Genomic DNA, 19,558 nt, shown 5'->3' with positions numbered 1-19,558 from the left:
CGGACTCTAGGCCCAGGGCGCGGTCGGGTACCAGGGGATGATCTCGCGGCGGGCCAGCGAGCGCACGTCCCAGTAGAAGAACGTGAACACCCCGGCCACGATCAGCGAGCCGCCGATCAGCGCCGCGGTCCTGCCAGGCTTGGCCGCCAGCCACCGCTGGAGCCGGCCGGCCGCCACGGTGGCCAGCAGCAGGAACAGCACGCCCATGATCACGATGTTGCCGACCGACTGCAGCGCGAAGGCCACCGCGCCGTACAACGGGTTGCCGCTCTCGGCCGCGTCGCGGAACATCTGCCGGAACAGCGGATACGGCCGGCCGATGAGGAAGCCGCCGATGAGCACCCCCATGAACACCATGGGCGCGTTAGGGAAACGCCTGGCGACCCTGGCCAGCGGGTCGGGCACCAGGCCGAGCGCGGCCAGCCCCATGTAGAGCATGATCAGCCCGATGACGCCGAAGACCACGAGTGACTGGATCGAACGCGGTGAGAGCGTGCCCGCCACGTTCGGCGCGGTGGAGAACTGCGGCATGGCCGTACCGAACAGGCCCACCAGCACCCCGTAGAGCGCGGACACGGTGAGCATCCCGGCCGACAACCACCCCAGCGGCTTGAGCACCTGGACCAGCCTGCGCGAGCGGCTGGTCGTGCCGATGAGCGGGGCCACCGCGCCGAAGGCGGCGATGTTGCACGCGGTGAACGACCCGGCCAGGCCGCTGACCAGGGCGAAGACGATGCCCGCCGCGACCCCGGCGATCGGCGTGTCCTGGGCGTCGTGGCCGAGCAGTGTGGTGGCCACGGTGTCGCCGATGGTCTGGTCCACGAACTCGGCCGACCAGACGACGGTGAGCAGGAAGCCGATCAGTCCGCTGATCAGCACGATCAGCCCTCGGCGGCGCGGGGGTGCGGTGGGGTCGAGCGGGCCGGCTTTGGGGACAGCCTCGGGGTTGTCTCTGACGACCATGGGCGATGCCTCCTCAGGGGGGGTGTCATCCAGATGAGGGGGTGCTCGGTGCTCAGCGCTCGGTGCTCAGCGCTCGGTGCTCAGCGCTCGGTGCTCAGCGCTCGGTGCTCAGCGCTCAGTGCTCAGCGCTCAGTGCTCAGCGCTCAATGTGACCAGGCGGCCGTTGTCCAGGATCCCGCGGGCAGCGTACGGCGCAGCAGGTGCGAGCGGTCGGCCCAGCCCTCCGGCTCGTCCGATCGCCGGGCTCTGAGCAGTTCGAAGGCCGCGAGGAGCGCGGCCACGTCATCGGGGCCGGGGTTGCCCCGCACCACGGTCAGCGTTTCCTGCGTCGGCATACCTCCAAGATCAGGCTTGCCCGGCGCTCTTGCAACCTCTCGCATGCGTTCATGTGCGCCGCTATATCGACGAGACGACCCCCTGGCGCAACGCGTAGCCGTAGGAGGCCAGGCGGGCGTGCAGGACGCAGGCGAGGCCGAGCTTGAGCAGGATGGCCGACAGGTGGGCGCGGACCGTGCGCTCGCTCACATGCAGCCGTGCTCCCATTTGCCGGTAGGAATAGCCGGTCGCGAGCAACAGGAAGACCTCGTGCTCCCGGGGAGTAAGGCGGGTCACCTGCTGGACGTCCAATTCCCAGCAGCCGTATCCGATTACGTCGGATTTCAGTAACGATTCCCCCTCGTCGATCACGAGAATATCCTTCTGTTGTTCCGGGGCCCGCGTCAAATGGAATCAATCTGACAGTGCGCTCATAATCTCCGAAAGGTCGGCGAGCGCGGCCGGCGCGCCCTCGGACGCCAGGACGCCGCAGGCGTTGAGCACGACCTCGCCCGCGCCCGCCTCGTGGAAGCGGCGCAGCCCTGCCGCGATCTCCTCGGCCTTGCCCGTGAGGAACGCCCCCGACGCCACCAGCTCACGCTCGGGCGCGGCGCCGTCGATCCGCACGCCCGCCAGCCGGAACATGTCGCGGTAGTGCGGCGAGTCCAGGTGGCCCGCCGTGGACAGGCGCACCAGGCGCGCGATGTCCCTGCCGGGCCGGTCGAGGGCCACGTGCACGATGGAGGCCACCCGGGGCGGGCGCGCCCGGCCGGCCGCGCCCGCCAGCAGCGCGGGCGTCAGCACCTCGCCCAGGTAGGCGGCCGGCGCCAGCCAGGTGATCGCGACGTCGCACACCTCTCCCGCCGTACGGGCCATCCGCGGCCGCAACACCCCCGCCCCCACCTCCACCGGCGGGTGCGCGGCCATGGGCGGCAACATGCCGGTCACGCTGAACTCCGCCCCCCGCCTGCGCACCGGCCGCCCGTCCAGCAGGTCGCGCACCGCCGACAGGTATTCGCCGACCGCCCCCCGCGCGCTCCGGTACGGCCGCCCCACCAGGTTCTCCACGAACTCCGGGTCACCGGCGCCGAACCCGGCCACGTAGGGCTGCCTGGTGAGCACCGCCAGCGACCTGGCCTCCACCGCCGCCTGGTACGGATGCCGCAGCGGCAGCAGCGTCACACCCGTGCCCAGCGGCACGCGCAGCCCCCGCCCGGCCAGGTAAGCGGCCACGAGGTGGGTGTCCACGGACAACGACTGCCCCAGCCACAACCGGGCCGCCCCATGTCTGGCCGCGAATTCGGCGAACGGCACCACCATATCGGGATGGTCCACCTGAAGCGGATAAACAACGGAGCACTGAACTGGCATAAATCCTCCCGTCAGCGGCAGGCTGGAAAAATGCCGCGATCCAATTCGTCGGCCCGGAATATTGGCAGCAATGACAATACCCGGGAGGCCGTGTCGTTGTGATTATGGAGTCGTCATGAGGCGCGCCGCACAAATCCCCCGAAAATTCTTCTCGGTCAACAACGACCTGAAAGGGTAATGATGGCCAACGACGCTTTCAATCTCGACGCCCGGATCACCACCCCCGGCGACGCCGGAGGCCCCCAGGAGCCGGCCTCCATCTCGGTGGTGACCCGCAGCGTCTGCACACGCTCCTGGGCCACGTGCCGAACGACGTGCACGTGCGCCTGCACGTCGATGTGCACCCCGGGCTGCCCGGGCTGACCGGCCCCTCATGAGACCGGCGGGTGCTGCCGTGATCCCCACGGCAGCACCCCTCCCGTGTCTGTGAGCCGGACGCCACGGCAGCACCCCTCCCATGTTCGTGAGCTGGACGCCGCGCAGTGCTCGCCCGTGTCCGCCGTTCCAGAGAGAGGCAAGCATGTTGCCAACCGAGACCATCGCACCCGCGCTGGAGCTCGCCGACCGCGTCATCCAGCGCATCGGCACCACCGGCGACGTGCTCAGGCACGCCGAGCGGGCGGCCGGGCAGGCGACCTATCCGGCGGGCTGGTTCAGGCCAGGGCTCAGCTACGGCCACGCGGGTCTTGCGCTGCTGCGGCTGGAGGCGGCCAGGGCGGGGATCGGCGAGGCCGAGGCGGCCTACGACTTCCTGCGCGAGGCGGTCGCGAGCACCGGCAGCGAGCCGCTGGAAAGCGCCGGGCTGTTCGGCGGCACCGCGGGGCTCGCGCTGGTCATGGCCGAATGCGCCCGCGAGGAGCCCAGGTTCGGCCCCAGCCTGGACCGGCTGCACGACCAGCTCGCGCGGCAGGTGCGCGGCACTCCCTGGCCCAGGGTCGAGCGCGGGATCGCCGACGAGCACTACGACCTCATCAGCGGCGCCGCCGGGATCCTGGCCTACCTCGCCTCGGTCGAGCGGCCCGGCGCCGAGGTGCGCGGAGCCGCGGAGGAGCTGGCCGACTATCTCATCTGGCTGAGCCGACCGGCCGACGGCGCGGGCACGCCCCGGCGGTGGTTGCTGACCCCCGACTTCTACCCGCCGCTGGACAGCTACCACGAGCTCTACCCGCACGGCTACCTCAACCTGGGCCTGTCCCACGGCGTCCCCGGCATGGCCGCCGCGCTGGCCGCCGCCTGGCGGGCCGGGATCCGCAGGCCCGGCATGGAAGCCGGGATCGAGGCCCTGACCTCGTGGATCCGCGGCGCGCACCGCCGCGACGAGCACGGCCCGCTCTGGCCGGACGGCATCGCGATCGACTCCGGCGGGGCCGAGCTGCCCGCCCGCGACCACTGCGACCAGATCGCCTGGTGCTACGGCACCGCGGGCGTGAGCGCGTCGCTGCTGACCGTCGCGACCTGCACGGACGACGCCGAGCTGCGCGGGGCCGCGGTCGAGGCGTTCGAGGCGGTGCTGCGGCGTACCAGGAAGACGGCCTGCCTGTCGCCCACCCTCTGCCACGGCCACGCCGGCATCCTCCTGCTCTGCCTGGAGTTCGCCGACGTCAGCGAGCACGCCCGGGCCATGGCTCCGGTGCTGCTCGACGAGCTGATCGCCTACGCCGACCCGGCGCGCCCGCTCCTGTTCGCCGACCAGGAGCGGGCCGGCGTCTTCGTGGACGACCCCAGCCTGCTCACCGGCGCCACCGGGGTCGCACTCGTGCTCCTGGCCGCCGCCGCCGAACGCAGGCCAGGCTGGTTCCTCGCCTTCACGGCCCGGTGACCGCCATGACCCGACACGAGCCCGCCGGCCCTTCTCACCTTCGGGGCCAGGTGAGCGCGATGCCACGACACGAGCCCGCTGGCCTTTCCCGCCTTCGGGGCCAGGTGAGCGCGATGACCCGATGCGAGCCTGCCGGCCTTTCCCGCCTTCGGGGCCAGGGGACCGGGATGCCTCGACCCGAGCCCGGCCCGTGCTTTCTCGCTGTCATGGCCGGGTGAGCGCGATGCCGCACTACGAGCCCGCGCCGTTCTTCCTGCTCAGGACGCCCGCGCTGCCGGTCGAGGTCTTTCACGAGCTGATGGCCGAGCCCGACCGTGTGCTGAGCCTGGCCCGTGACCCCTACGTCCGCCGGGCGCTGCTGGTGGCCAGTCCTGACCTGGTCGCCGCCGTGGATCGGATCGAGACGGCGGCCCCGGCCAAGAGGGAGCGGATCCGCGAGCGGCTGCTGCGCTACCTGATCAGGATGTCGACGAGGCCCACCCCGTTCGGCGCGTTCTCCGGGGTGGCCATCGGCCGGTTCGGGGAGCGCAGCACCGCCGCGCTCGGCTCGCCCGCCGTCGCCCGCACGCGCGCCCGCGCCGACATGGGCTGGCTGCTGGGCCTGATCAAGCGGATCGAGCGCGACGAGGCCCTGCTGCCCAGGCTCAACGTGGTCGTCAACGCCACGCTGCACCGCGCCGGCGACCGCATGGTCCTGCCGTACGCCGACGTCTACGGTGAGCGGGACAACCGCGCGGTGCGCATCCGCGCCACCCCGGCGGTGGACGTGGTGCTGCGGGCCGCCGCGACGCCCGTCCCGTACACGACCGTCGTGGGGGAGTTGGCCGCGGCCTTCCCCGACGTGCCGGCCGAGACGGTGACCGGGCTGGTGCGCGAGCTGTGGGACCTCAACGTGCTGACCAGCGACCTGCGCCCGCCGCTCACCGAGGCCCGCCCCGAGCAGCACCTGCTCAAGCGGCTCGTCGGCATCCCCGAGGCGGCCTCCGTGGCCGGGCCCCTGGAGGAGATCGCCGACCTGGCGCGGGCGGCGGACGACGAGGTCGGGCTCGTCCGGCTCGGCGCGGCCCAGCGCGCGCTCCTGCCCGACCACGAGCGTCACACCTACCAGGTGGACGCCGCGGCCGACCTGCGTGAGCCGTACCTGTCGCAGGAGGTCGGCCGGGCGGTGGCCGGTGCGCTCGACTGCCTCATGCGGCTCGCGCAGGCGGGTCCCGGGCAGCTCCGGCACCTGGCGGAATACCGTGAGGCGTTCCTGGAGCGCTACGGCCACGACGCGCGCGTGCCGCTGCTTGAGCTGCTCGGCTCCGACTGCGGCCTGGAGGCGCCGCCCGGCTACACCGAGCCGCCGCGCACCTACGGCCTGCGCACCGCCGCGCCGCCGGAAGAGCGCCGCTACGACCGGGTGCTGGGCGAGCTGGCCGCGCACGCCTGGTGGACGGGCGCGCACGAGGTCGAGCTCACCGACGAGTGGCTGGAACGGCTGGCCGGATCCGAAACCGGGACCGGGGCTGGAACTGGGGCCGGAACTGGGACTGGGGCTCGGGGCGAGGCCGGGGCCGGAACCGGGGCTGGGGCCGGGACTGGGGCTGGGGCTCGGGTCGAGGCCGGGCCTGGGGCTGGGGCCGGGATTGGGGCTGGGGCCGGGCCTGGAGTTGGGGCTGGGGCCGGGTTTAGGTTTGGGGCAGGGGGCGCGCGTCCGCCGCTGCCCGTGGTGGACGTCTACGCGCAGATCCACGCCACCGATCTGGAGGCCATCGACCGGGGGGAGTGGCGGGCCGTGCTGGCGGCCACCGGCCTGGCGCATGGCGGGCGTACGTACGGGCGCTTCTTCGACCTGCTGGACGACGACGGCGTCGAGCTGCTGCGCGACTACGCCCGCGCCGAGGAGGCGCTGTTCCCCGACGTCGCCTACGCCGACCTCGCCTACCTGCCCGCGCGCGGCCGGTACGGCAACGTCGCCGTACGCCCCCTGCTGCGCCGCTACGAGGTGCCGGTCAACACCACGCCCGCCGTCGGCCCCGACCGGGTGATCGAGCTGGACGACATCCTGGTGGGCGCCACCGACGAGCGCATGTTCCTGTGGTCGCGGCGTCTCGGCCAGGAGATCGTGGTCACCCAGCACCACATGCTGGCGCCGTCGCTGGCCCCGAACGTGAGCCGGTTCCTGCTGGAGGTCTCCCACGACGGCTACACGTTGCCGATGGGGTTCCGGTGGGGGTTCCTGGAGGGGACGCCCTTCCTGCCCAGGGTGACGCGCGGCAAGGTCGTCCTGCGCCCGGCGCAGTGGACGTTGCGCGAGCTCGCCGACGGCTGGCGCGAGCGGTGGCGGGTGCCCCGTCACGTGTTCCTCGCCGATGACGACAACCGGCTCCTGCTCGACCTCGACCAGCCGCTCGCGGGCGACGTGCTCCGGCGGGAGATCAAAGCCAAGGGCGAGGTCGTGCTGGAGGAGATGTTGCCCGGCTTCGACGGGCTGTGGTTGCGTGACGGGCAGGGACGCCCGCACGCCGCGGAGATCGTCGTCCCGCTCATCGCGACCGAGGCCCCGAAGCGGCGCGTCACCTCCAGGCCCGAGGTGCCCGCCGTGTGCCATCCGCCCGGCTCCGGCTGGACGTTCCTCAAGGTGTACGCCGCGCCGGAACGCCACGACGAGATCATCGCCGGGCCGCTGCGCGAGCTGGTCGCGGAGCTGCGCGCGGCCGGCCTGATCGACCGCTGGTTCTACATGCGCTACGCCGACCCGCGCCCGCACCTGCGGCTGCGCTGCCGGGGCCCGGCCGCCGCCCTGCTGCCCGCGCTCGCGGAGTGGGGCAACGACCTGGTCGCCCGCGGGCCCGCCAACGACCTGCAGTTCGCCACCTACGAGCCCGAGATCGCCAGATACGGCGGCCCGCTCGCGTTCGACGTGGCCGAGCGCTTCTTCGAGGCCAACAGCGACGTCACCGCCGAGCTCATCGCCCGCCGGCCGGATCTGCGGCCCGAGCACCTCGCGGTGGCCGCCGTGGACGTCCTGTGCGACCAGTGGGGGCTGCCGCCGCTGCGGCGGATCGACCTGGTGCCCGCCCATACGGCCGGCGAGGAGTCGCACCGCGCCTTCCGCGAGCACCGCGCGTACCTCTGCGAGTTGCTGGTACCGAACGCCCGCCGCCCGCATGAGCGGGGACGCGCCGACCACGAGCTGCTCGCGGGCGTGCTCGCGCCGCAGCGCCCGGCCACGCGGGCCATGGCCGCGGCAGTGGCGTCCGGGTCTGTGGCGTCCGGGTCCGCGGCGGCGGCCGGGTCCGAGCGGGGGATTCTCGGGAGTCTCATGCACATGCAGATCAACCGGCTGATGCCGATCGACCTCGAACGAGAGAGCCGCTGTTACGCCCTGTGGCACCACACGCTGCGGGCGATCCGCGGGCGGCTCGTGGCGGAGGAATGACATGAACTGGTGGTGGGTCGCCCGGCTGTTCTGGCGGCTGAGCCCGGCCAAGGTCGCCGGCTACGTCGCGGTAACGATGGTCTCGGCCGCCGTGCCCGGGGCGCAGGTCGCTCTGACGGCGGGCGCGGTGCAGGCGGTCGTAAACGCGGTCGGCGTAGGCGCGGGTGGCGCAGGCGGCGCGGGCGGCGCGGGTGGCGGCGCGGTGCTCGCGGTCGGGCTCGGGCTGCTCGGGCTGACGGCGCTCGCGCACGTCCTGTCCACGGTCGGCGAGTACCTCGACACGATGTTGCGCCTGGAGCTGTCCGCCAAGGTCAGCGAGCTGATCATGACCAAGGGCATCCGGCTGGACCTGCAGCAGTACGAGGACTCAGAGGCGTACGACCAGCTGCAGCGCGCCTTCCAGGAGAGCAACGGGGGCCGGGTCTACCAGCTCATGAGCCAGCTCGTCGGCAGCGTCCGCGACACCGTCACCCTGCTGTCGGTCAGCGCGGTGCTCTTCGCGTGGAGCCCGTGGATCGCACTGCTCGTGCTGGTCTCGCCGGTCCCGTCAATGCTGGCGCACGTGTGGTACGGCAAGCGGACGTTCGAGGTCGAGTTCGCGCGGACGGCCGACCGGCGCCGCCTGTTCTACTACCAGTTCCTCACCACGACCGATCATTCGTACAAGGAGGTCCGGCTGTTCGGCCTGGGGCCGCACCTGCTGGAGCGCTATCGCGGGCTCATCCGGCACTTCCTGCGCGTGGACCGCGGCCTGGCGCGCGGCGAGTCGCTGCTGGCCGGATCGCTGGGCCTGCTCAGCGCCGTGGCCGCGGCCGGCGCCCTGATCTGGGCCATGCTGACCACCGCGGGCAACGGGCAGGTCGGCGAGCTCGCCGGCTTCCTGCAGGCGGTGGGGGTGGTGCAGGCGTCGGCGCTGGGCGTCCTGCTCGGCGTCAGCGGCATGTACGAGAACGCCCTGTTCATCGGCAACCTGTTCAGCTTCCTGAACCTGCCCGAGCGCCGGATCCGCGGCGGTGACCTGCCCTTCCCCGAGAGGTTGCGCGAGGGCATCGAGTTCCGCGACGTGAGTTTCGTCTACCCGGGCACCTCCGTCACCGTGCTCGACCGGGTCAGCTTCGTCATCCCGGCCGGGCGGTGCGCGGCGTTCGTCGGCCCCAACGGCGCCGGCAAGACCACGATCGTCAAGCTGCTGACCCGCCTGTACGAGCCCACGAGCGGCCAGATCCTCATCGACGGCGTGCCCGTCGAGCGCTACGACCTCGACGACCTGCACCGGCACATGGGCGTCATCTTCCAGGACTTCATCAAGTACGACATGACCGTGCGCCACAACATCGGCTTCGGTCAGGTGGAGGCGCTCCACGACGACGAGCGGATCGGGCAGGCGGCGGCGCGCGGCGGCGCGGACGCCATCGTGGACGCGCTGCCCGGCGGCTACGAAGCCATGCTGGGCCGTCACTTCGAGGACGGCAAGCAGTTGTCCGGCGGCCAGTGGCAGAAGATCGCGCTGAGCCGGGCGTTCATGCGCCAGGCCCCGATCGTCGTGCTCGACGAGCCGACCGCGGCCATCGACGCCGAGGCCGAGTCCGAGGTGTTCGGCCGCCTGCGGGAGATCTCTCAGGGCGCGACCGCGCTGCTCATCGCGCACCGGTTCTCGACCGTGCGCATCGCGGACAAGATCCTGGTGATCGAGGGCGGCCGGCTGACGGAGGAGGGCTCCCACGAGGAGCTGCTGCGGCTCGACGGCACCTACGCCCGCCTGTTCCACCTGCAGGCGGCCGGCTACGTCACCGAGCCCGCCGCCTGATACGCATGCAGGGGTTCGGAGCAGGTGGCCGTCGCCACGAAGGCGAGCCCGTCGAACTCGTCGGCCAGCACCGTCGGCATGAACGCGAACGGGGCGGTGAACCGCCCGGCCATCGCGCCGAAGCCGCGGAGGTGGTTGGTCGCGGCCAGCCATTCGGCAACGGGCTCAGGGCGGTCGCCGCCGCGCAGATCCACCAGGTAGTCGCCGGGCCGGGCGGCGGCCAGGCGGGCCTCCACGACGCGCGGCGCCTTGGCGAGCGGGACACGGAACCTCTTGGGCCGGCTGCCCTTGACGAACCTGCCGAACCGCGACCGGTGGGCGCGGAACGCGCCCTTGCCGAACAGCGCCCCGAGCGCGTAGTAGGCCGCGCCGTGCTCCCGCGCGAGGTGCCGCCCCATGGCCGTGACGGAGCGGCCGCTGTAGTCGCCCTTCATGATGTGGCCGTTGTGCGCCCACACGGCGACCTTGGCTCCGGGTTCGGCGGCGAGGAGGCTCACGTTGGCGGCCATGTGGCGGTCGCGGGCGAAGCCGAGCGTCCGCTCGGGATCGGCGTCGCGGAACGGACGGGTGGCCAGGTCGGCGAACTGGCGGACCGTCCTGGCGGGCTCGCGGGCCTCCTCGGGGCCGTGCGCGGCCACGTGGTCCTCCAGGCGCCGCGCGTCCTGCACGATCCGCTCGTCGAACGGCTCCCGGCCCGGACCCCACCGCCACCCGGTGAGCCCGTCGAGCGGGGCGAGCAGCTCGGCGGCGGCCCCGTCGAGGCAGGAGCGCAGGGCCCGCAGCGCCGCGTCCGGGTGTTGCGGGTCGATCCCGGCGAAGCGCACGGGACGGTCGGCGGTGCGGTTGTGCTCGCGCAGCCGCTCGATCACGGTCAGCATCTCCGCGGTGTCCAGCGTCCAGAACCCCAGCCCCGCCAGGGCCGCACGGGCATCGCCAGTCCCGTCGCGCACGTAGGCGTCCACGGCCCGCGCGGCGGCGGCGCTGGCCTCGACGGCCAGCGTGGTGAAGCCGAGATCCTTGATGAGGAACTCCGTTATCCTCCACCTGAGCAGGAAGAACTCGGCGCTGCCGTGCGTGGGCTCGCCCAGCCCCACGATCGGGGTCCCGTCGAGCACGTCACGCAGCGGTGCGAGGTCCGCCGTCCCGGAGCCCGGGTCCAGGCCGTCGAGCGGAATCGCCCGCCCGGCCAGCCACTCGGTCACCTCGTCGGACACCACGCCTCCTCCCGATCGATCACCTGCACGGGCACTCTTACTACCACGGCCACAGCGGCCTGGACGGAAGAAAGGATCCGAATGGCCGACAGCGAGGAATCCGAGGACGACAAGCCGGGCATCGGTGAGCTGGCCGGCGAGTTGCTCTCCTTCTGGGCGTTCGGCCCGGACGCCAACGCCTCCGAGCACAACCTCCGCTATCACCCGGTCAAGCTCGTGGTGTGGACGCTGGTCGCGATCGCCGTGGCGACGGGTGTGAGCGCGGGCAAGCTGGCGCTGTTCGGCGAGCCGCGGGCGGGCTGGGCGGTCACGCTGTTCCCGCTGCTGCTGCCGCTGACCGGGGCCCTGGCGCACCGGCCGCCCCGCTACGTCGCCGCTCTGGTGTCGGGACTGACGGCGGGGCTGGTCGCGGCGTTGCTGCTGGGAATCGACATGGGGACGACGCTCAGTGGGTTCTGGGCGGGGTTCGCGGCGATGTGCGCCGGGTTCCTGGTGTGCTCGGTCGTGTTCGCCGCCGTCACCTGGCCACGCCCGGAGCCCCCGGCCGGGTCGTAGCGAGGTGCTCAGGGAATGAGCGCGGGCAGGAGCCCGTACTCGATGGCCGTGGCGGCGGAGGCCGCTTCCTGTACGACCGCCATGGCCAGCAGGGCGATGGCGAGCGTGACGACGATCCTGAGGGTGGCGCGCATGAGGGGTCCCTTCGATCGGCGGGTTCTCCTCACTCTTCGACGTAGCGGGAAGCCCGGATGGTTCAGCCGAGGTTCACGCGGGTCAGGGTGTTGACGCGGGTCGCCATGATGCTGACGTTGAACACCGAGAAGTTCGGCGCTCCCTGGCACACCAGCCGTACGATCCCGGTGGTGCTCACCGTGCGCGCCGTGAGCAGGGCCAGGTTGCCGAGCTGGCCGTTCGGGCCGAGCGTGGCGGAGGTGCGGTTGTTGTTGGTGCTGCTCTCGCTGATGATCAGCAGGGCGCAGGACAGAGCGCTCGCCGTGGCCGCGTTGTTGCGGCCGGTGATGGTGGCCTGGGCCGTCCAGCTCCCGGCCGGGACGTTGACGTCGAAGAAGGCCGGGGTGCTGTCCGTCACCGTCCGGGTGGCGAACGTGTCAACGATGATCACTTCGGGAGGCACCGCGTACGCCGGGGCCGCGAAGCCGATTCCGGCCAGCGCCGTCAGCGCCACGATCAAGATCGCCCATCGGGCGCGTGCTTTCTTGACAATCGCAGCAGACATGCCGCATCACTCCTCGCATCCTGGGCGGCGGTGTGCCGCCCGACGATGGAGATCGTGCCGCCTGTCGTTGCGCAACCGTCTCATCCGCGACTTCCGGTGCGTGATGGTGAAGGCGTACAAAGGAGGACGTGAGCCGACGGGAGTCACCCTTACTCGCCGCGTTCGTCGTCATGGGCCTCGCGCTGGCCGCGGTGGTCACCGTGCTGGTGCTGGGCATCCCCGAGGATCGTGTCTCCGCTCCGCCTCGTGAGCCCGTCCCCGCGACGGTCACGCCGCGGTTCGCCGAGTCCGTCACGATGCCCGAGCTGTGGGACAAGGACGAGACGAGCGCGAGGGAGGAGATGGCCGCACTCGGGTTCACCGCGCAGATCACGCGAATGAACCCTGAGAACATCACGGACCCGAAGAATTGGGTCGTGGCCGGCCAGGCTCCGGGACCGGGACAGCTGATCAGGAGCGGCGTGCCGGTCATATTGCATGTCGTCCCGGAAGAGCCGGCTTCACGTCCCTGAGATCAGCGCCAGGTAGCCGGGTAGGGCGTCCGGGGAGCTGGCTATGAGGCCGATGTAGCCGTCGGGGCGGATCAGCACGGTCGTGCCCGTGCGGGCGCCGTACATGCGGTGCAGGTGCCCGGTCGTGTCGATCAGTCCGCTCTGACCTGGACGGACGACGGTGTGAGCGCGGAGGCGGGGGTCGGTGAGGTTCGGGGCGAGACCGAAGGTCAGGGCGGTGAAGTGCGGGCCGCGGAGCAGCTCGGACAGGCGGGCCGGGCGGCCGTCGAGCAGGACGGGGGCGTCGGGGGCGACGTCACCGGCCCGGACGCGCCCGCGCCGGCCGGTGAGGTGCAGGCTCAGCGGGCCTGTGCGGTAGACGGGGTGGTCATGGCGGGTACGGCGCTGCTGGCGGGCCATGACGGACTTGATGATCAGCCGCACGACCGGGCGGATGGCGCGCGGCGGGACCGTGCCCCTCATCCGGCGGTCGCTGTCGGCCAGGATCTGCCGGGCGACGGGCAGCCGCTCGGCCTCGTAGGTGTCCAGCAGCCCGGCCCCGGCCGTGCCCTGGAGGACGAGGGCGAGTTTCCAGCCGAGGTTGTAGGCGTCCTGGATGCCGGTGTTCATGCCGTGGCCGCCGAACGGGCTGTGCACGTGGGCGGCGTCCCCGGCCAGGAACACCCGGCCGACCCGGTAACGCTCGACCATCCGCAGGTTGTAGCGCCAGGTCGACAACCAGTCGGGGTCTGAGGCCGTGATGTCGGTTCTGCCTGTTCTGGTGGCGAACGCGTGGCGCACGGTGCCGAGGTCGCCCTCCTCGCCCGGCTCCAGCGAGGTGACGACCTGCCAGGTGTCGGCGTGGGGGATGGGGCGGGCGGCCAGCATGTGGCCGTCGGCGGTCACCCACAGGTGGGTGCCGCTGTCGCGGTCCAGGCCGTCGATGCGCAGGTCGGCGATGACGGCGCGCATGTCCTCGGTCGTGGAGCCGGAGAAGGGCAGGCCCAGCGTGCGGCGGACCAGGCTGCGGCCGCCGTCCGCGGCGACCAGGTAGCGCGCCTGGACGCGTTCGCCGTCCTCCAGGGTCGCGGTCACGACCTCGTCGCCGGCCTCGAATCCGGTCAGCCGCCGCCCGTACTCGACCTTTCCGCCGAGTTCGCCGAGCCGGTCCCGCAGGATCGACTCCGTGCGCCACTGGGGCAGCGCCACCGCGTTCGGGTACGGGCGCGAGGGGTCGGCGGGGGCGGGCGGCAGGCGCAGGTCGAAGAGGGGTTCGGGGCCGAGGTGGAAGCGGAGCCGGCCGCCTGTGTCGCCCGCCGCCAGGATGCGGCCGGCCACGCCGAGATCGTCCAGCGCCTCCAGGGAGCGCGGCTTGAGTGTGAAGCCGCGTGAGCCGGGGGCGGGCTCCGCCGTCTGCTCGACGATGCGGCAGGCGATCCCCCTGCGGGTCAGGTCACAACCGAGGGTCAGGCCGGTCGGCCCGGCGCCCACGATCAGCACGTCCGTCATAACCTCCACATTAGGACCTGTCCATTTGGATATGTCAAGATAGGGACATGTCACTGCGTTACGCCTTGCTCGGCTTGCTGGAGGACGGACCCGCCAGCGGTTACGCGCTCAACGTCCGTTTCGAGCGCTCGCTGCAGCGCTACACCTGGACGGCGCGGCAGAGCCACATCTATCCCGAGCTCAAGCGGCTGGCTGAGGAGGGGCTCATCGTCATCGCCGAGGAAGGGGCCCGCGGCAGCCGTACCTACGCGGTCACCGACGCGGGCCGGGAGGAGTTGCGCGCCTGGCTGCTCTCGCCGCCCAAGCCGCGTGCCGTGCGCGACGAGCACGGCCTGCGCATGTGCCTGCTGTCCGCGCTGGACCCGCCGGAGGCCGGCAGGCTCGTGCGGGGTTACCTGGAGACGGCCGAGCAGATGGTGGCCGAGCTCAGAACCGTCGCCGAGGCCGCCGACGCCGGCGAGCACCCGCGCGGCGGCCTGCGCTTCGGGCGGCTCGCGCTGCAGTACGGGATCCTGCAGTACGAGGCGCAGCGCGAGTGGGCCAGATGGGCTCTGGCGCAGCTGGACCCTTAGGACACCGTGCCGTGCACGATCAGGACGCCGTGCCGTGCACGACTAGGACACCGTGACGTTCACGATCTCGGTGCCCAGGAGGTCGGCCACCGCGCGGAGGTCGGCCAGGCGATGACCGGTGCCCAGCGCCCAGTGGTGTGAGATGCCGCTGGCGCTCCAGGCGTCGGTCCACTCGCCGGGGTCGCACCCGAAGTCCACCCGCGAGGTGGTGTTGCCGATCCGCAGCAGCGGTCCCTCCACGACCTCGCCTTCCGAGACCACGAATCCGTAGCTCCCGTCCCTGGCCTGCCGCAGCCCGAACGCGGTGACCGGCCCTCGCGTCACGTCGAACTCGACCGACACGCCCCAGCCGCGCTTGCCGTGGTAGACGCCCAGGCCGCGCAGGAGCGGGCGGCGGGAGCTGATCGCCAGGTGGGCGGGACCGTCGTGGCCCATCTCCACGTGGCCGCGGGCGAAGTCGAGCGCCTGGAACTCGGTGAACGAGCCGCCGCCGCCCAGCCGGTCCATGATGAGCATGGCCAGGCTGGTGCGCAGTTCGTACTCGCCGGCGGCTGGGATGCCACGGGCGGTCAGCAGGGACGCGCCGAGGATCATGCCCGCGCCGATCCGCTCGTGGACCTCACCGTCCAGGCCCCGGTGGTAGTAGGCGAGGCTGTCCAGCTCGAAGTCCTCGACCAGGCGGTCCAGGCCGACCGACACGCGGGCCGCCCACGACAGGTCCTCCTCGTTCACCGAGTCGGCCAGCTCGAACACCCCTCGGGCCAGCTCGATGCGCTCGCCGACCTCGGCTTCGCTCACCTTCTCCACGCGTACGCGCAGGTCGTCGAACTCCAGCACCTCCACGTGCCCGCCGAAGTTGGCGCTCACCAGCGTGAGGTCAGTGGAGACGTCGAGCATGCCCGGGTAGAGGTGGCCCATGAGGCCGTGCCGCCCCCGGCGCAGCGCGGCGCGCACGCCCGCGGCCCGCACCCACCGTCCGATCCTGTCCCACGCCCGCTCGTCCTCCAGATATCCCGAGACCGAGCGGAACGGGATGCCGCAGCGCGTGAACGCGTTGGCCATCTCCGGCAGCGGGCAGGCGCCGCAGTAGGCCAGCCACTGGCCGGTGTCGAAGGTGGCGTGCTCCATCGACTCGGTCGGCTGCAGGTTGATGAGCAGCACCGGGGCGCCGCTGCGCTGCGCGATCGGCACGAGCATGGTGGCCGTCATGTACGTGGTGAGGAACCCGACGATGAGGTCACAACCGGCCGCGCGCAGCTTCTCGGCCGCCGCCGCGCCCTCCTGGGCGTCGGAGATGAAGCCGACATCCACCACGTCGCAGTCCAGGGCCCTCATCCGCTCGGCCACCCGGGCCGACGAGCGCTCCAGTTGCGGGAGCAGGTCGGGGAACTGCGGCCAGTACGCCCCCAGCCCTCCGGCGACCAGCCCCACCTTGGTCCTGCGTGCCGTGGCGTTGTCCATGAGCGTTCTCCCTTCGATCGGCGCACCGAGGTCGGCCGGCTGAACTCAGCCGGCCGAGTTCAGCGGACTTCTACTTCGATGATGCGGGTGTAGTCGTTGGCTCCGTTCGAGGCGAGCGCGACGATGCGGACCGCGTCCGCGCCGACGGGCGTGAAGTCCGAGCGGACGTTGCCCGCGGTGTTGCCGCGCACCTGCGCGACCGTCTGCCACTGGCCGCCCACCTGCGCCTGGACGTCCCAGTCGCGCAGCCCGACCGCCGAGGCGGGGTAGCGCTCCGTGTCCAGCGTGTACAGGTCGACGCGGGAGATCTGCCGGGTCCCGCCGAGCGCGACGGCCACGGTGTCGGGCCAGGCGCGGCCTGTGGCGTCGTTCCAGCCGTTGCCGCCGGCCCAGCCGTTGGAGGAACGGTCGCCGTCGGCCACGCTGCACGGCGGGTAGTTGGCGTTGGTGTGCTGGGAGGAGGCGGTGACGGGGCGGCGGAGCGCGAGGTTGCCGCCGTTGTCGAGCCGGTCCACGGGCACGACCTCGACGGGCACCGACAGGGTGCGCGAAGGGGTGCGCAGGCGCAGGCCGTACTCGCCTTCCTTGGTGCCGGGCGGGACGGCGACCAGCAGTTTCGCCCCCAGTTCGTAGCCGGGCGGCAGGTAGCTGGACACCATCGTGCGCGAGGCGCTGAGCGGCGGGTCGACCTCCACGTTCATGGTGGCGTACTGGGGTTTCTTGGCGTCGCTGCGCATGCCGATCTCGATCTTGGCCGGGCAGGCCGGGTCGACGTCGAGCGGGGCGACGAGCCGGTCGGCGCCGGCGATCGGGGTCAGCGTCCCGGCGGAGTTCCGGTCGGCGCCGGTGAGCGTCCCGGCGGAGTTCCGGTCGGCGCCGGTGAGCGTGACGCCAGGGTTCCAGGCGGCGCCGGTGAGCGTGACGGCGGCGGTGACGGCGAGCGCTGCGGTGAGAAGACGCATGATCGTTCCTTCCTAGAGCGCGTGCAGGCCGGGGGCGCCGTCGAGGGTGACGAGGCTGGCCCTGGTGGAGACCGGGGCGCCGGGGCGGTCCACGTACGGGACGACCTTGAAGTCGGCCCGCCACTGGCTCCGGGTGACCTCGCAGGAGACGTAGCCGCGCTGGTAGCTGGAGAATTTGAGGTGCGGGTTGGCCGGGTCGGTGCCGCCCGGTGGCAGGCCCGTGGTCGGGCTGCCGTTGCCGCCGCTGCTGACGGAGGTGCCGACGAACTCCACGCCGACCGTGCGCGAGGCCGGGTCGTCGAAGTTCGGCTTCAGCTCGCCCGCCAGGTTGTAGTGGATGTCGCCGGTCAGCACCACGGGGTTGCTGACCTGGCGGTCGGTCATGCCGTTGAGCACGCGGTCCTTGGCGGCCTTGTAGCCGTCCCAGAGGTCCATGCTGAGCTTCTGCGCGGGGCCAGGGTCGTAGTCGAGCTGCATCATGGCGACCTGCTGGGCCAGCACGTTCCACTTGGCGCGGGACTCGCCCAGGCCGTCCAGCAGCCACTTCTCCTGCTCGGCGCCGAGCATCTGCCTGGCCGGGTCGAGGCGGTCGGCGCAGTCCACCTGCTGGCCGTCACCGCAGACCTGGTCGTCGCGGTACTGCCGGGTGTCGAGCACGTTGAACTCGGCGAGGTCGCCGAAGGCGAACCTGCGGTAGATCCGGGCGTCCGGGCCTTCGACGGCGGGCACCCTGACGGGCAGGTTCTCCCAGAAGGCGCGGAAGGCGTTGGCGCGGATCACCATGTAGTCCTGCTCGCTCACCTCGCCGCCGGGGCCGTGCGTGCCCGCCCAGTTGTCGAGCACCTCGTGGTCGTCCCAGGTGACGATCCACGGCGCCCGGTGGTGGGCGGCCTGCAGGTCGGGGTCGCTCTTGTAGAGGCCGTACTGGACGCGGAAGCGGTCGAGGGTGTCGCACTGCACGCGGAACTGCTCGGGCACGGGCGTGTTCCGCAGCCCGCCGGTGGGCACGATGCCGTACTCGTAGATGTAGTCCCCGAGGTGGAACACCACGTCGGGCGTCTCGTCGGCGAGGTGGCGGTAGGCGCTGTAGAAGCCGTCCTGCCACAGCGCGCACGAGGCGAAGGCCAGCCGCAGCGCCTCGGGGCTGCTGTCCGGCGCGGGCGCGGTCCTGGTGCGGCCGACCGGGCTGACCTGGCCGCCGGTGCGGAAGCGGTAGAAGTAGTCGCGGCCGGGCCGCAGGCCCTTGGCGTCCACGTGGACGGAGTGGCCGTACTCGGGGGAGGCCCAGGCGGAGCCGTGCCGGGCGCGCCGCGTGAACGCCTCGTCCTCCGCGATCTCCCAGTCAACCTTGATCTTGTTGTACGGCAGCCCGCCGAGCGGCTCCAGCGGCCTGACGGCGAGCCGGGTCCAGAGGATCACCCGGTCGTGCAGTGGATCACCCGAGGCGACGCCGAGCTGGAAGGGGTAGTCACCCTTCACACTCGCCTGGGCGGTCCATGGATCGGCCAGGCCGGTGGTGAAGGCCATGGCGAGAGCGCTGCCGCCGAGTCCGAGGAAGGATCGGCGTGAGGGACCGTTCATGCTGCTCCCAAAGCTGGGGGGCGAAAGCCCTCACTTTGTAGCAAGCAGGTGGTGCTTTTAACAATAAGCAAGTTAGAAACAACGCGTTCGGGCGTTACAACTGAGCGACCTGAACGTTCCCATGGTGGTCGCGCAGCCGCTGGAGCAGATCGGCGGGGGCGTTGGCGTCGACCACGACGACGTCGAAGTCGTCGAGCGGGGCCACCCGGTGCAGCGCCACCCTGGCCAGCTTGGACCCGTCGACGGCCAGCACGCGGCGGGCTCCCGAGCGCAGCATCGCCCGCTTGACCAGCACGATCTCCTGCTCCTGGTGGAAGGCGTACTTCTCGGAGACGGCCGAGGTGGAGACCACGACCACGTCGGTGCTCACCGCCTCGACCGCGTCCACGCAGCCGAGCCCGAGGAAGGAGTCGTGGGAGGGGTGGTATTCGCCGCCGAGCGCGATGAGCCTGATGCTGGCGTGGCCGGCCAGCAGCCTGATGTTCTCCAGGAAGTTCGTCACCACGGTCAGCGGGGCCAGCTCGTCCAGGTGCCTGGCCACGGCCAGCGCCGTCGTCGAGTCGTCGAGCATGACCGAGCTGCCCGGCTCGATCAGCCCCGCCACCAGCCGGGCGATCGCGTCCTTCTCGGCGGTGTGGGCCTTGAGCCGGTAGGCGATGTTGCTCTCCCACACGTTGCTGGCCTGGGCGGTGGCGCCGCCGCGGACCTTGCGCACCATGCCCTGGCGTTCGAGCTCGTCGAGGTCGCGGTGGACGGTCATCACGCTGATGCCGAAGCTCTCGGCCAGCTCGGTCACCGAGGCGGAGCCCTGACGCACGATGTGCTCGGCCATGCC

The 19,558-nt window shown here is 71.8% G+C and carries 19 protein-coding genes; 6 read left to right on the top strand and 13 right to left on the bottom strand.

Annotation, left to right across the window (positions count from 1 at the left end):
* Window positions 1-6 precede the first annotated feature (6 nt).
* From ACFPZ3_RS28785 to ACFPZ3_RS28765, 5 genes are all read right to left on the bottom strand, one after another.
* Complete coding sequence (locus ACFPZ3_RS28785; protein WP_379517376.1) at window positions 7-963, bottom strand: hypothetical protein; 957 nt, start codon at window positions 961-963, stop codon at window positions 7-9.
* Between the two features lie 143 nt (window positions 964-1,106).
* Window positions 1,107-1,298 carry an acyl-CoA carboxylase epsilon subunit gene (locus ACFPZ3_RS28780; RefSeq protein ID WP_379517375.1) on the bottom strand — a complete coding sequence of 64 codons (192 nt, stop codon included), beginning with the start codon at window positions 1,296-1,298 and terminating at the stop codon, window positions 1,107-1,109.
* A 61-nt stretch (window positions 1,299-1,359) separates the two neighbouring features.
* Complete coding sequence (locus ACFPZ3_RS28775) at window positions 1,360-1,650, bottom strand: response regulator transcription factor (protein ID WP_379517374.1); 291 nt, start codon at window positions 1,648-1,650, stop codon at window positions 1,360-1,362.
* A gap of 42 nt (window positions 1,651-1,692) precedes the next feature.
* A complete protein-coding gene (locus tag ACFPZ3_RS28770; protein WP_379517373.1) occupies window positions 1,693-2,613 on the bottom strand; it encodes an LLM class flavin-dependent oxidoreductase in 921 nt (306 codons plus the stop codon).
* A 191-nt stretch (window positions 2,614-2,804) separates the two neighbouring features.
* Window positions 2,805-2,993, bottom strand: a complete 189-nt coding sequence (locus tag ACFPZ3_RS28765) for a hypothetical protein (RefSeq protein ID WP_379517372.1) — start codon at window positions 2,991-2,993, stop codon at window positions 2,805-2,807.
* Window positions 2,994-3,169: 176 nt separating this feature from the next.
* Here ACFPZ3_RS28765 and ACFPZ3_RS28760 point away from each other — a divergent pair, with 176 nt between their 5' ends.
* The 3 genes from ACFPZ3_RS28760 to ACFPZ3_RS28750 all read left to right on the top strand — a co-directional run bounded on the left by ACFPZ3_RS28760 (window position 3,170) and on the right by ACFPZ3_RS28750 (window position 9,699).
* On the top strand, window positions 3,170-4,468 hold the full coding sequence (locus ACFPZ3_RS28760; protein WP_379517371.1) for a lanthionine synthetase C family protein: 1,299 nt from the start codon (window positions 3,170-3,172) through the stop codon (window positions 4,466-4,468).
* 223 nt (window positions 4,469-4,691) lie between these two features.
* Complete coding sequence (locus tag ACFPZ3_RS28755) at window positions 4,692-7,892, top strand: lantibiotic dehydratase (protein WP_379517478.1); 3,201 nt, start codon at window positions 4,692-4,694, stop codon at window positions 7,890-7,892.
* A 1-nt stretch (window position 7,893) separates the two neighbouring features.
* On the top strand, window positions 7,894-9,699 hold the full coding sequence (locus ACFPZ3_RS28750; protein WP_379517370.1) for an ABC transporter ATP-binding protein: 1,806 nt from the start codon (window positions 7,894-7,896) through the stop codon (window positions 9,697-9,699).
* Here the strand turns inward: ACFPZ3_RS28750 and ACFPZ3_RS28745 are convergent.
* Window positions 9,675-10,913 (bottom strand): erythromycin esterase family protein, encoded by a 1,239-nt coding sequence (locus tag ACFPZ3_RS28745; RefSeq protein WP_379517369.1) that lies wholly within the window; start codon window positions 10,911-10,913, stop codon window positions 9,675-9,677. The genes ACFPZ3_RS28750 and ACFPZ3_RS28745 overlap by 25 nt on opposite strands.
* 81 nt (window positions 10,914-10,994) lie before the next feature.
* On the opposite strand from ACFPZ3_RS28745, the gene ACFPZ3_RS28740 reads away from it, so the two are divergent.
* Window positions 10,995-11,468: a hypothetical protein gene (locus tag ACFPZ3_RS28740; protein WP_379517368.1), complete on the top strand. Its 474-nt coding sequence runs from the start codon at window positions 10,995-10,997 to the stop codon at window positions 11,466-11,468.
* Between the two features lie 8 nt (window positions 11,469-11,476).
* Here ACFPZ3_RS28740 and ACFPZ3_RS28735 read toward each other — a convergent pair whose 3' ends face one another.
* Together ACFPZ3_RS28735 and ACFPZ3_RS28730 are read right to left on the bottom strand one after the other, a co-directional pair.
* On the bottom strand, window positions 11,477-11,602 hold the full coding sequence (locus ACFPZ3_RS28735) for a hypothetical protein (RefSeq protein WP_379517367.1): 126 nt from the start codon (window positions 11,600-11,602) through the stop codon (window positions 11,477-11,479).
* A gap of 62 nt (window positions 11,603-11,664) precedes the next feature.
* On the bottom strand, window positions 11,665-12,147 hold the full coding sequence (locus ACFPZ3_RS28730; protein WP_379517366.1) for a hypothetical protein: 483 nt from the start codon (window positions 12,145-12,147) through the stop codon (window positions 11,665-11,667).
* Between the two features lie 128 nt (window positions 12,148-12,275).
* On the opposite strand from ACFPZ3_RS28730, the gene ACFPZ3_RS28725 reads away from it, so the two are divergent.
* Window positions 12,276-12,659, top strand: a complete 384-nt coding sequence (locus ACFPZ3_RS28725) for a PASTA domain-containing protein (RefSeq protein WP_379517365.1) — start codon at window positions 12,276-12,278, stop codon at window positions 12,657-12,659.
* On the opposite strand, the gene ACFPZ3_RS28720 is transcribed toward ACFPZ3_RS28725, so the two are convergent.
* Window positions 12,648-14,147 (bottom strand): FAD-dependent monooxygenase, encoded by a 1,500-nt coding sequence (locus tag ACFPZ3_RS28720; protein WP_379517364.1) that lies wholly within the window; start codon window positions 14,145-14,147, stop codon window positions 12,648-12,650. The two genes, ACFPZ3_RS28725 and ACFPZ3_RS28720, sit on opposite strands and share 12 nt — an antisense overlap.
* Before the next feature lie 47 nt (window positions 14,148-14,194).
* Between ACFPZ3_RS28720 and ACFPZ3_RS28715 the strand changes: the two genes are divergently transcribed.
* Window positions 14,195-14,719 (top strand): PadR family transcriptional regulator, encoded by a 525-nt coding sequence (locus tag ACFPZ3_RS28715; RefSeq protein WP_379517363.1) that lies wholly within the window; start codon window positions 14,195-14,197, stop codon window positions 14,717-14,719.
* 42 nt (window positions 14,720-14,761) lie between these two features.
* Here ACFPZ3_RS28715 and ACFPZ3_RS28710 read toward each other — a convergent pair whose 3' ends face one another.
* The 4 genes from ACFPZ3_RS28710 to ACFPZ3_RS28695 form a co-directional block, all read right to left on the bottom strand.
* Window positions 14,762-16,180 carry an arabinose isomerase gene (locus ACFPZ3_RS28710; protein WP_379517362.1) on the bottom strand — a complete coding sequence of 473 codons (1,419 nt, stop codon included), beginning with the start codon at window positions 16,178-16,180 and terminating at the stop codon, window positions 14,762-14,764.
* Window positions 16,181-16,239: 59 nt separating this feature from the next.
* Entirely contained in the window at window positions 16,240-17,142 is a 903-nt protein-coding gene (locus tag ACFPZ3_RS28705) for a discoidin domain-containing protein (protein ID WP_379517361.1), read from the bottom strand.
* A gap of 12 nt (window positions 17,143-17,154) precedes the next feature.
* The gene (locus tag ACFPZ3_RS28700; RefSeq protein ID WP_379517360.1) at window positions 17,155-18,723 is read right to left on the bottom strand and encodes an alkaline phosphatase D family protein; all 1,569 of its coding nucleotides are present in this window, start codon (window positions 18,721-18,723) and stop codon (window positions 17,155-17,157) included.
* 94 nt (window positions 18,724-18,817) lie between these two features.
* Window positions 18,818-19,555, bottom strand: a complete 738-nt coding sequence (locus tag ACFPZ3_RS28695) for a DeoR/GlpR family DNA-binding transcription regulator (protein WP_379517359.1) — start codon at window positions 19,553-19,555, stop codon at window positions 18,818-18,820.
* Window positions 19,556-19,558: the final 3 nt, after the last annotated feature.

This window comes from Nonomuraea insulae (assembly GCF_042656245.1).
The sequence above is the reverse complement of the archived record's forward strand: the minus strand, read 5'-3'. Positions and strand labels throughout refer to the sequence as shown.

Excerpts from the sequence above, each read along its gene's own strand:
- ACFPZ3_RS28700 (WP_379517360.1), bottom strand. The coding sequence starts at position 18,723 with ATGAACGGTCCCTCACGCCGATCCTTCCTCGGACTCGGCGGCAGCGCT.
- ACFPZ3_RS28780 (WP_379517375.1), bottom strand. The coding sequence starts at position 1,298 with ATGCCGACGCAGGAAACGCTGACCGTGGTGCGGGGCAACCCCGGCCCC.
- ACFPZ3_RS28750 (WP_379517370.1), top strand. The coding sequence starts at position 7,894 with ATGAACTGGTGGTGGGTCGCCCGGCTGTTCTGGCGGCTGAGCCCGGCC.
- ACFPZ3_RS28705 (WP_379517361.1), bottom strand. The coding sequence starts at position 17,142 with ATGCGTCTTCTCACCGCAGCGCTCGCCGTCACCGCCGCCGTCACGCTC.
- ACFPZ3_RS28715 (WP_379517363.1), top strand. The coding sequence starts at position 14,195 with ATGTCACTGCGTTACGCCTTGCTCGGCTTGCTGGAGGACGGACCCGCC.
- ACFPZ3_RS28755 (WP_379517478.1), top strand. The coding sequence starts at position 4,692 with ATGCCGCACTACGAGCCCGCGCCGTTCTTCCTGCTCAGGACGCCCGCG.
- ACFPZ3_RS28740 (WP_379517368.1), top strand. The coding sequence starts at position 10,995 with ATGGCCGACAGCGAGGAATCCGAGGACGACAAGCCGGGCATCGGTGAG.
- ACFPZ3_RS28720 (WP_379517364.1), bottom strand. The coding sequence starts at position 14,147 with ATGACGGACGTGCTGATCGTGGGCGCCGGGCCGACCGGCCTGACCCTC.
- ACFPZ3_RS28785 (WP_379517376.1), bottom strand. The coding sequence starts at position 963 with ATGGTCGTCAGAGACAACCCCGAGGCTGTCCCCAAAGCCGGCCCGCTC.
- ACFPZ3_RS28735 (WP_379517367.1), bottom strand. The coding sequence starts at position 11,602 with ATGCGCGCCACCCTCAGGATCGTCGTCACGCTCGCCATCGCCCTGCTG.
- ACFPZ3_RS28760 (WP_379517371.1), top strand. The coding sequence starts at position 3,170 with ATGTTGCCAACCGAGACCATCGCACCCGCGCTGGAGCTCGCCGACCGC.
- ACFPZ3_RS28695 (WP_379517359.1), bottom strand. The coding sequence starts at position 19,555 with ATGGCCGAGCACATCGTGCGTCAGGGCTCCGCCTCGGTGACCGAGCTG.
- ACFPZ3_RS28730 (WP_379517366.1), bottom strand. The coding sequence starts at position 12,147 with ATGTCTGCTGCGATTGTCAAGAAAGCACGCGCCCGATGGGCGATCTTG.
- ACFPZ3_RS28710 (WP_379517362.1), bottom strand. The coding sequence starts at position 16,180 with ATGGACAACGCCACGGCACGCAGGACCAAGGTGGGGCTGGTCGCCGGA.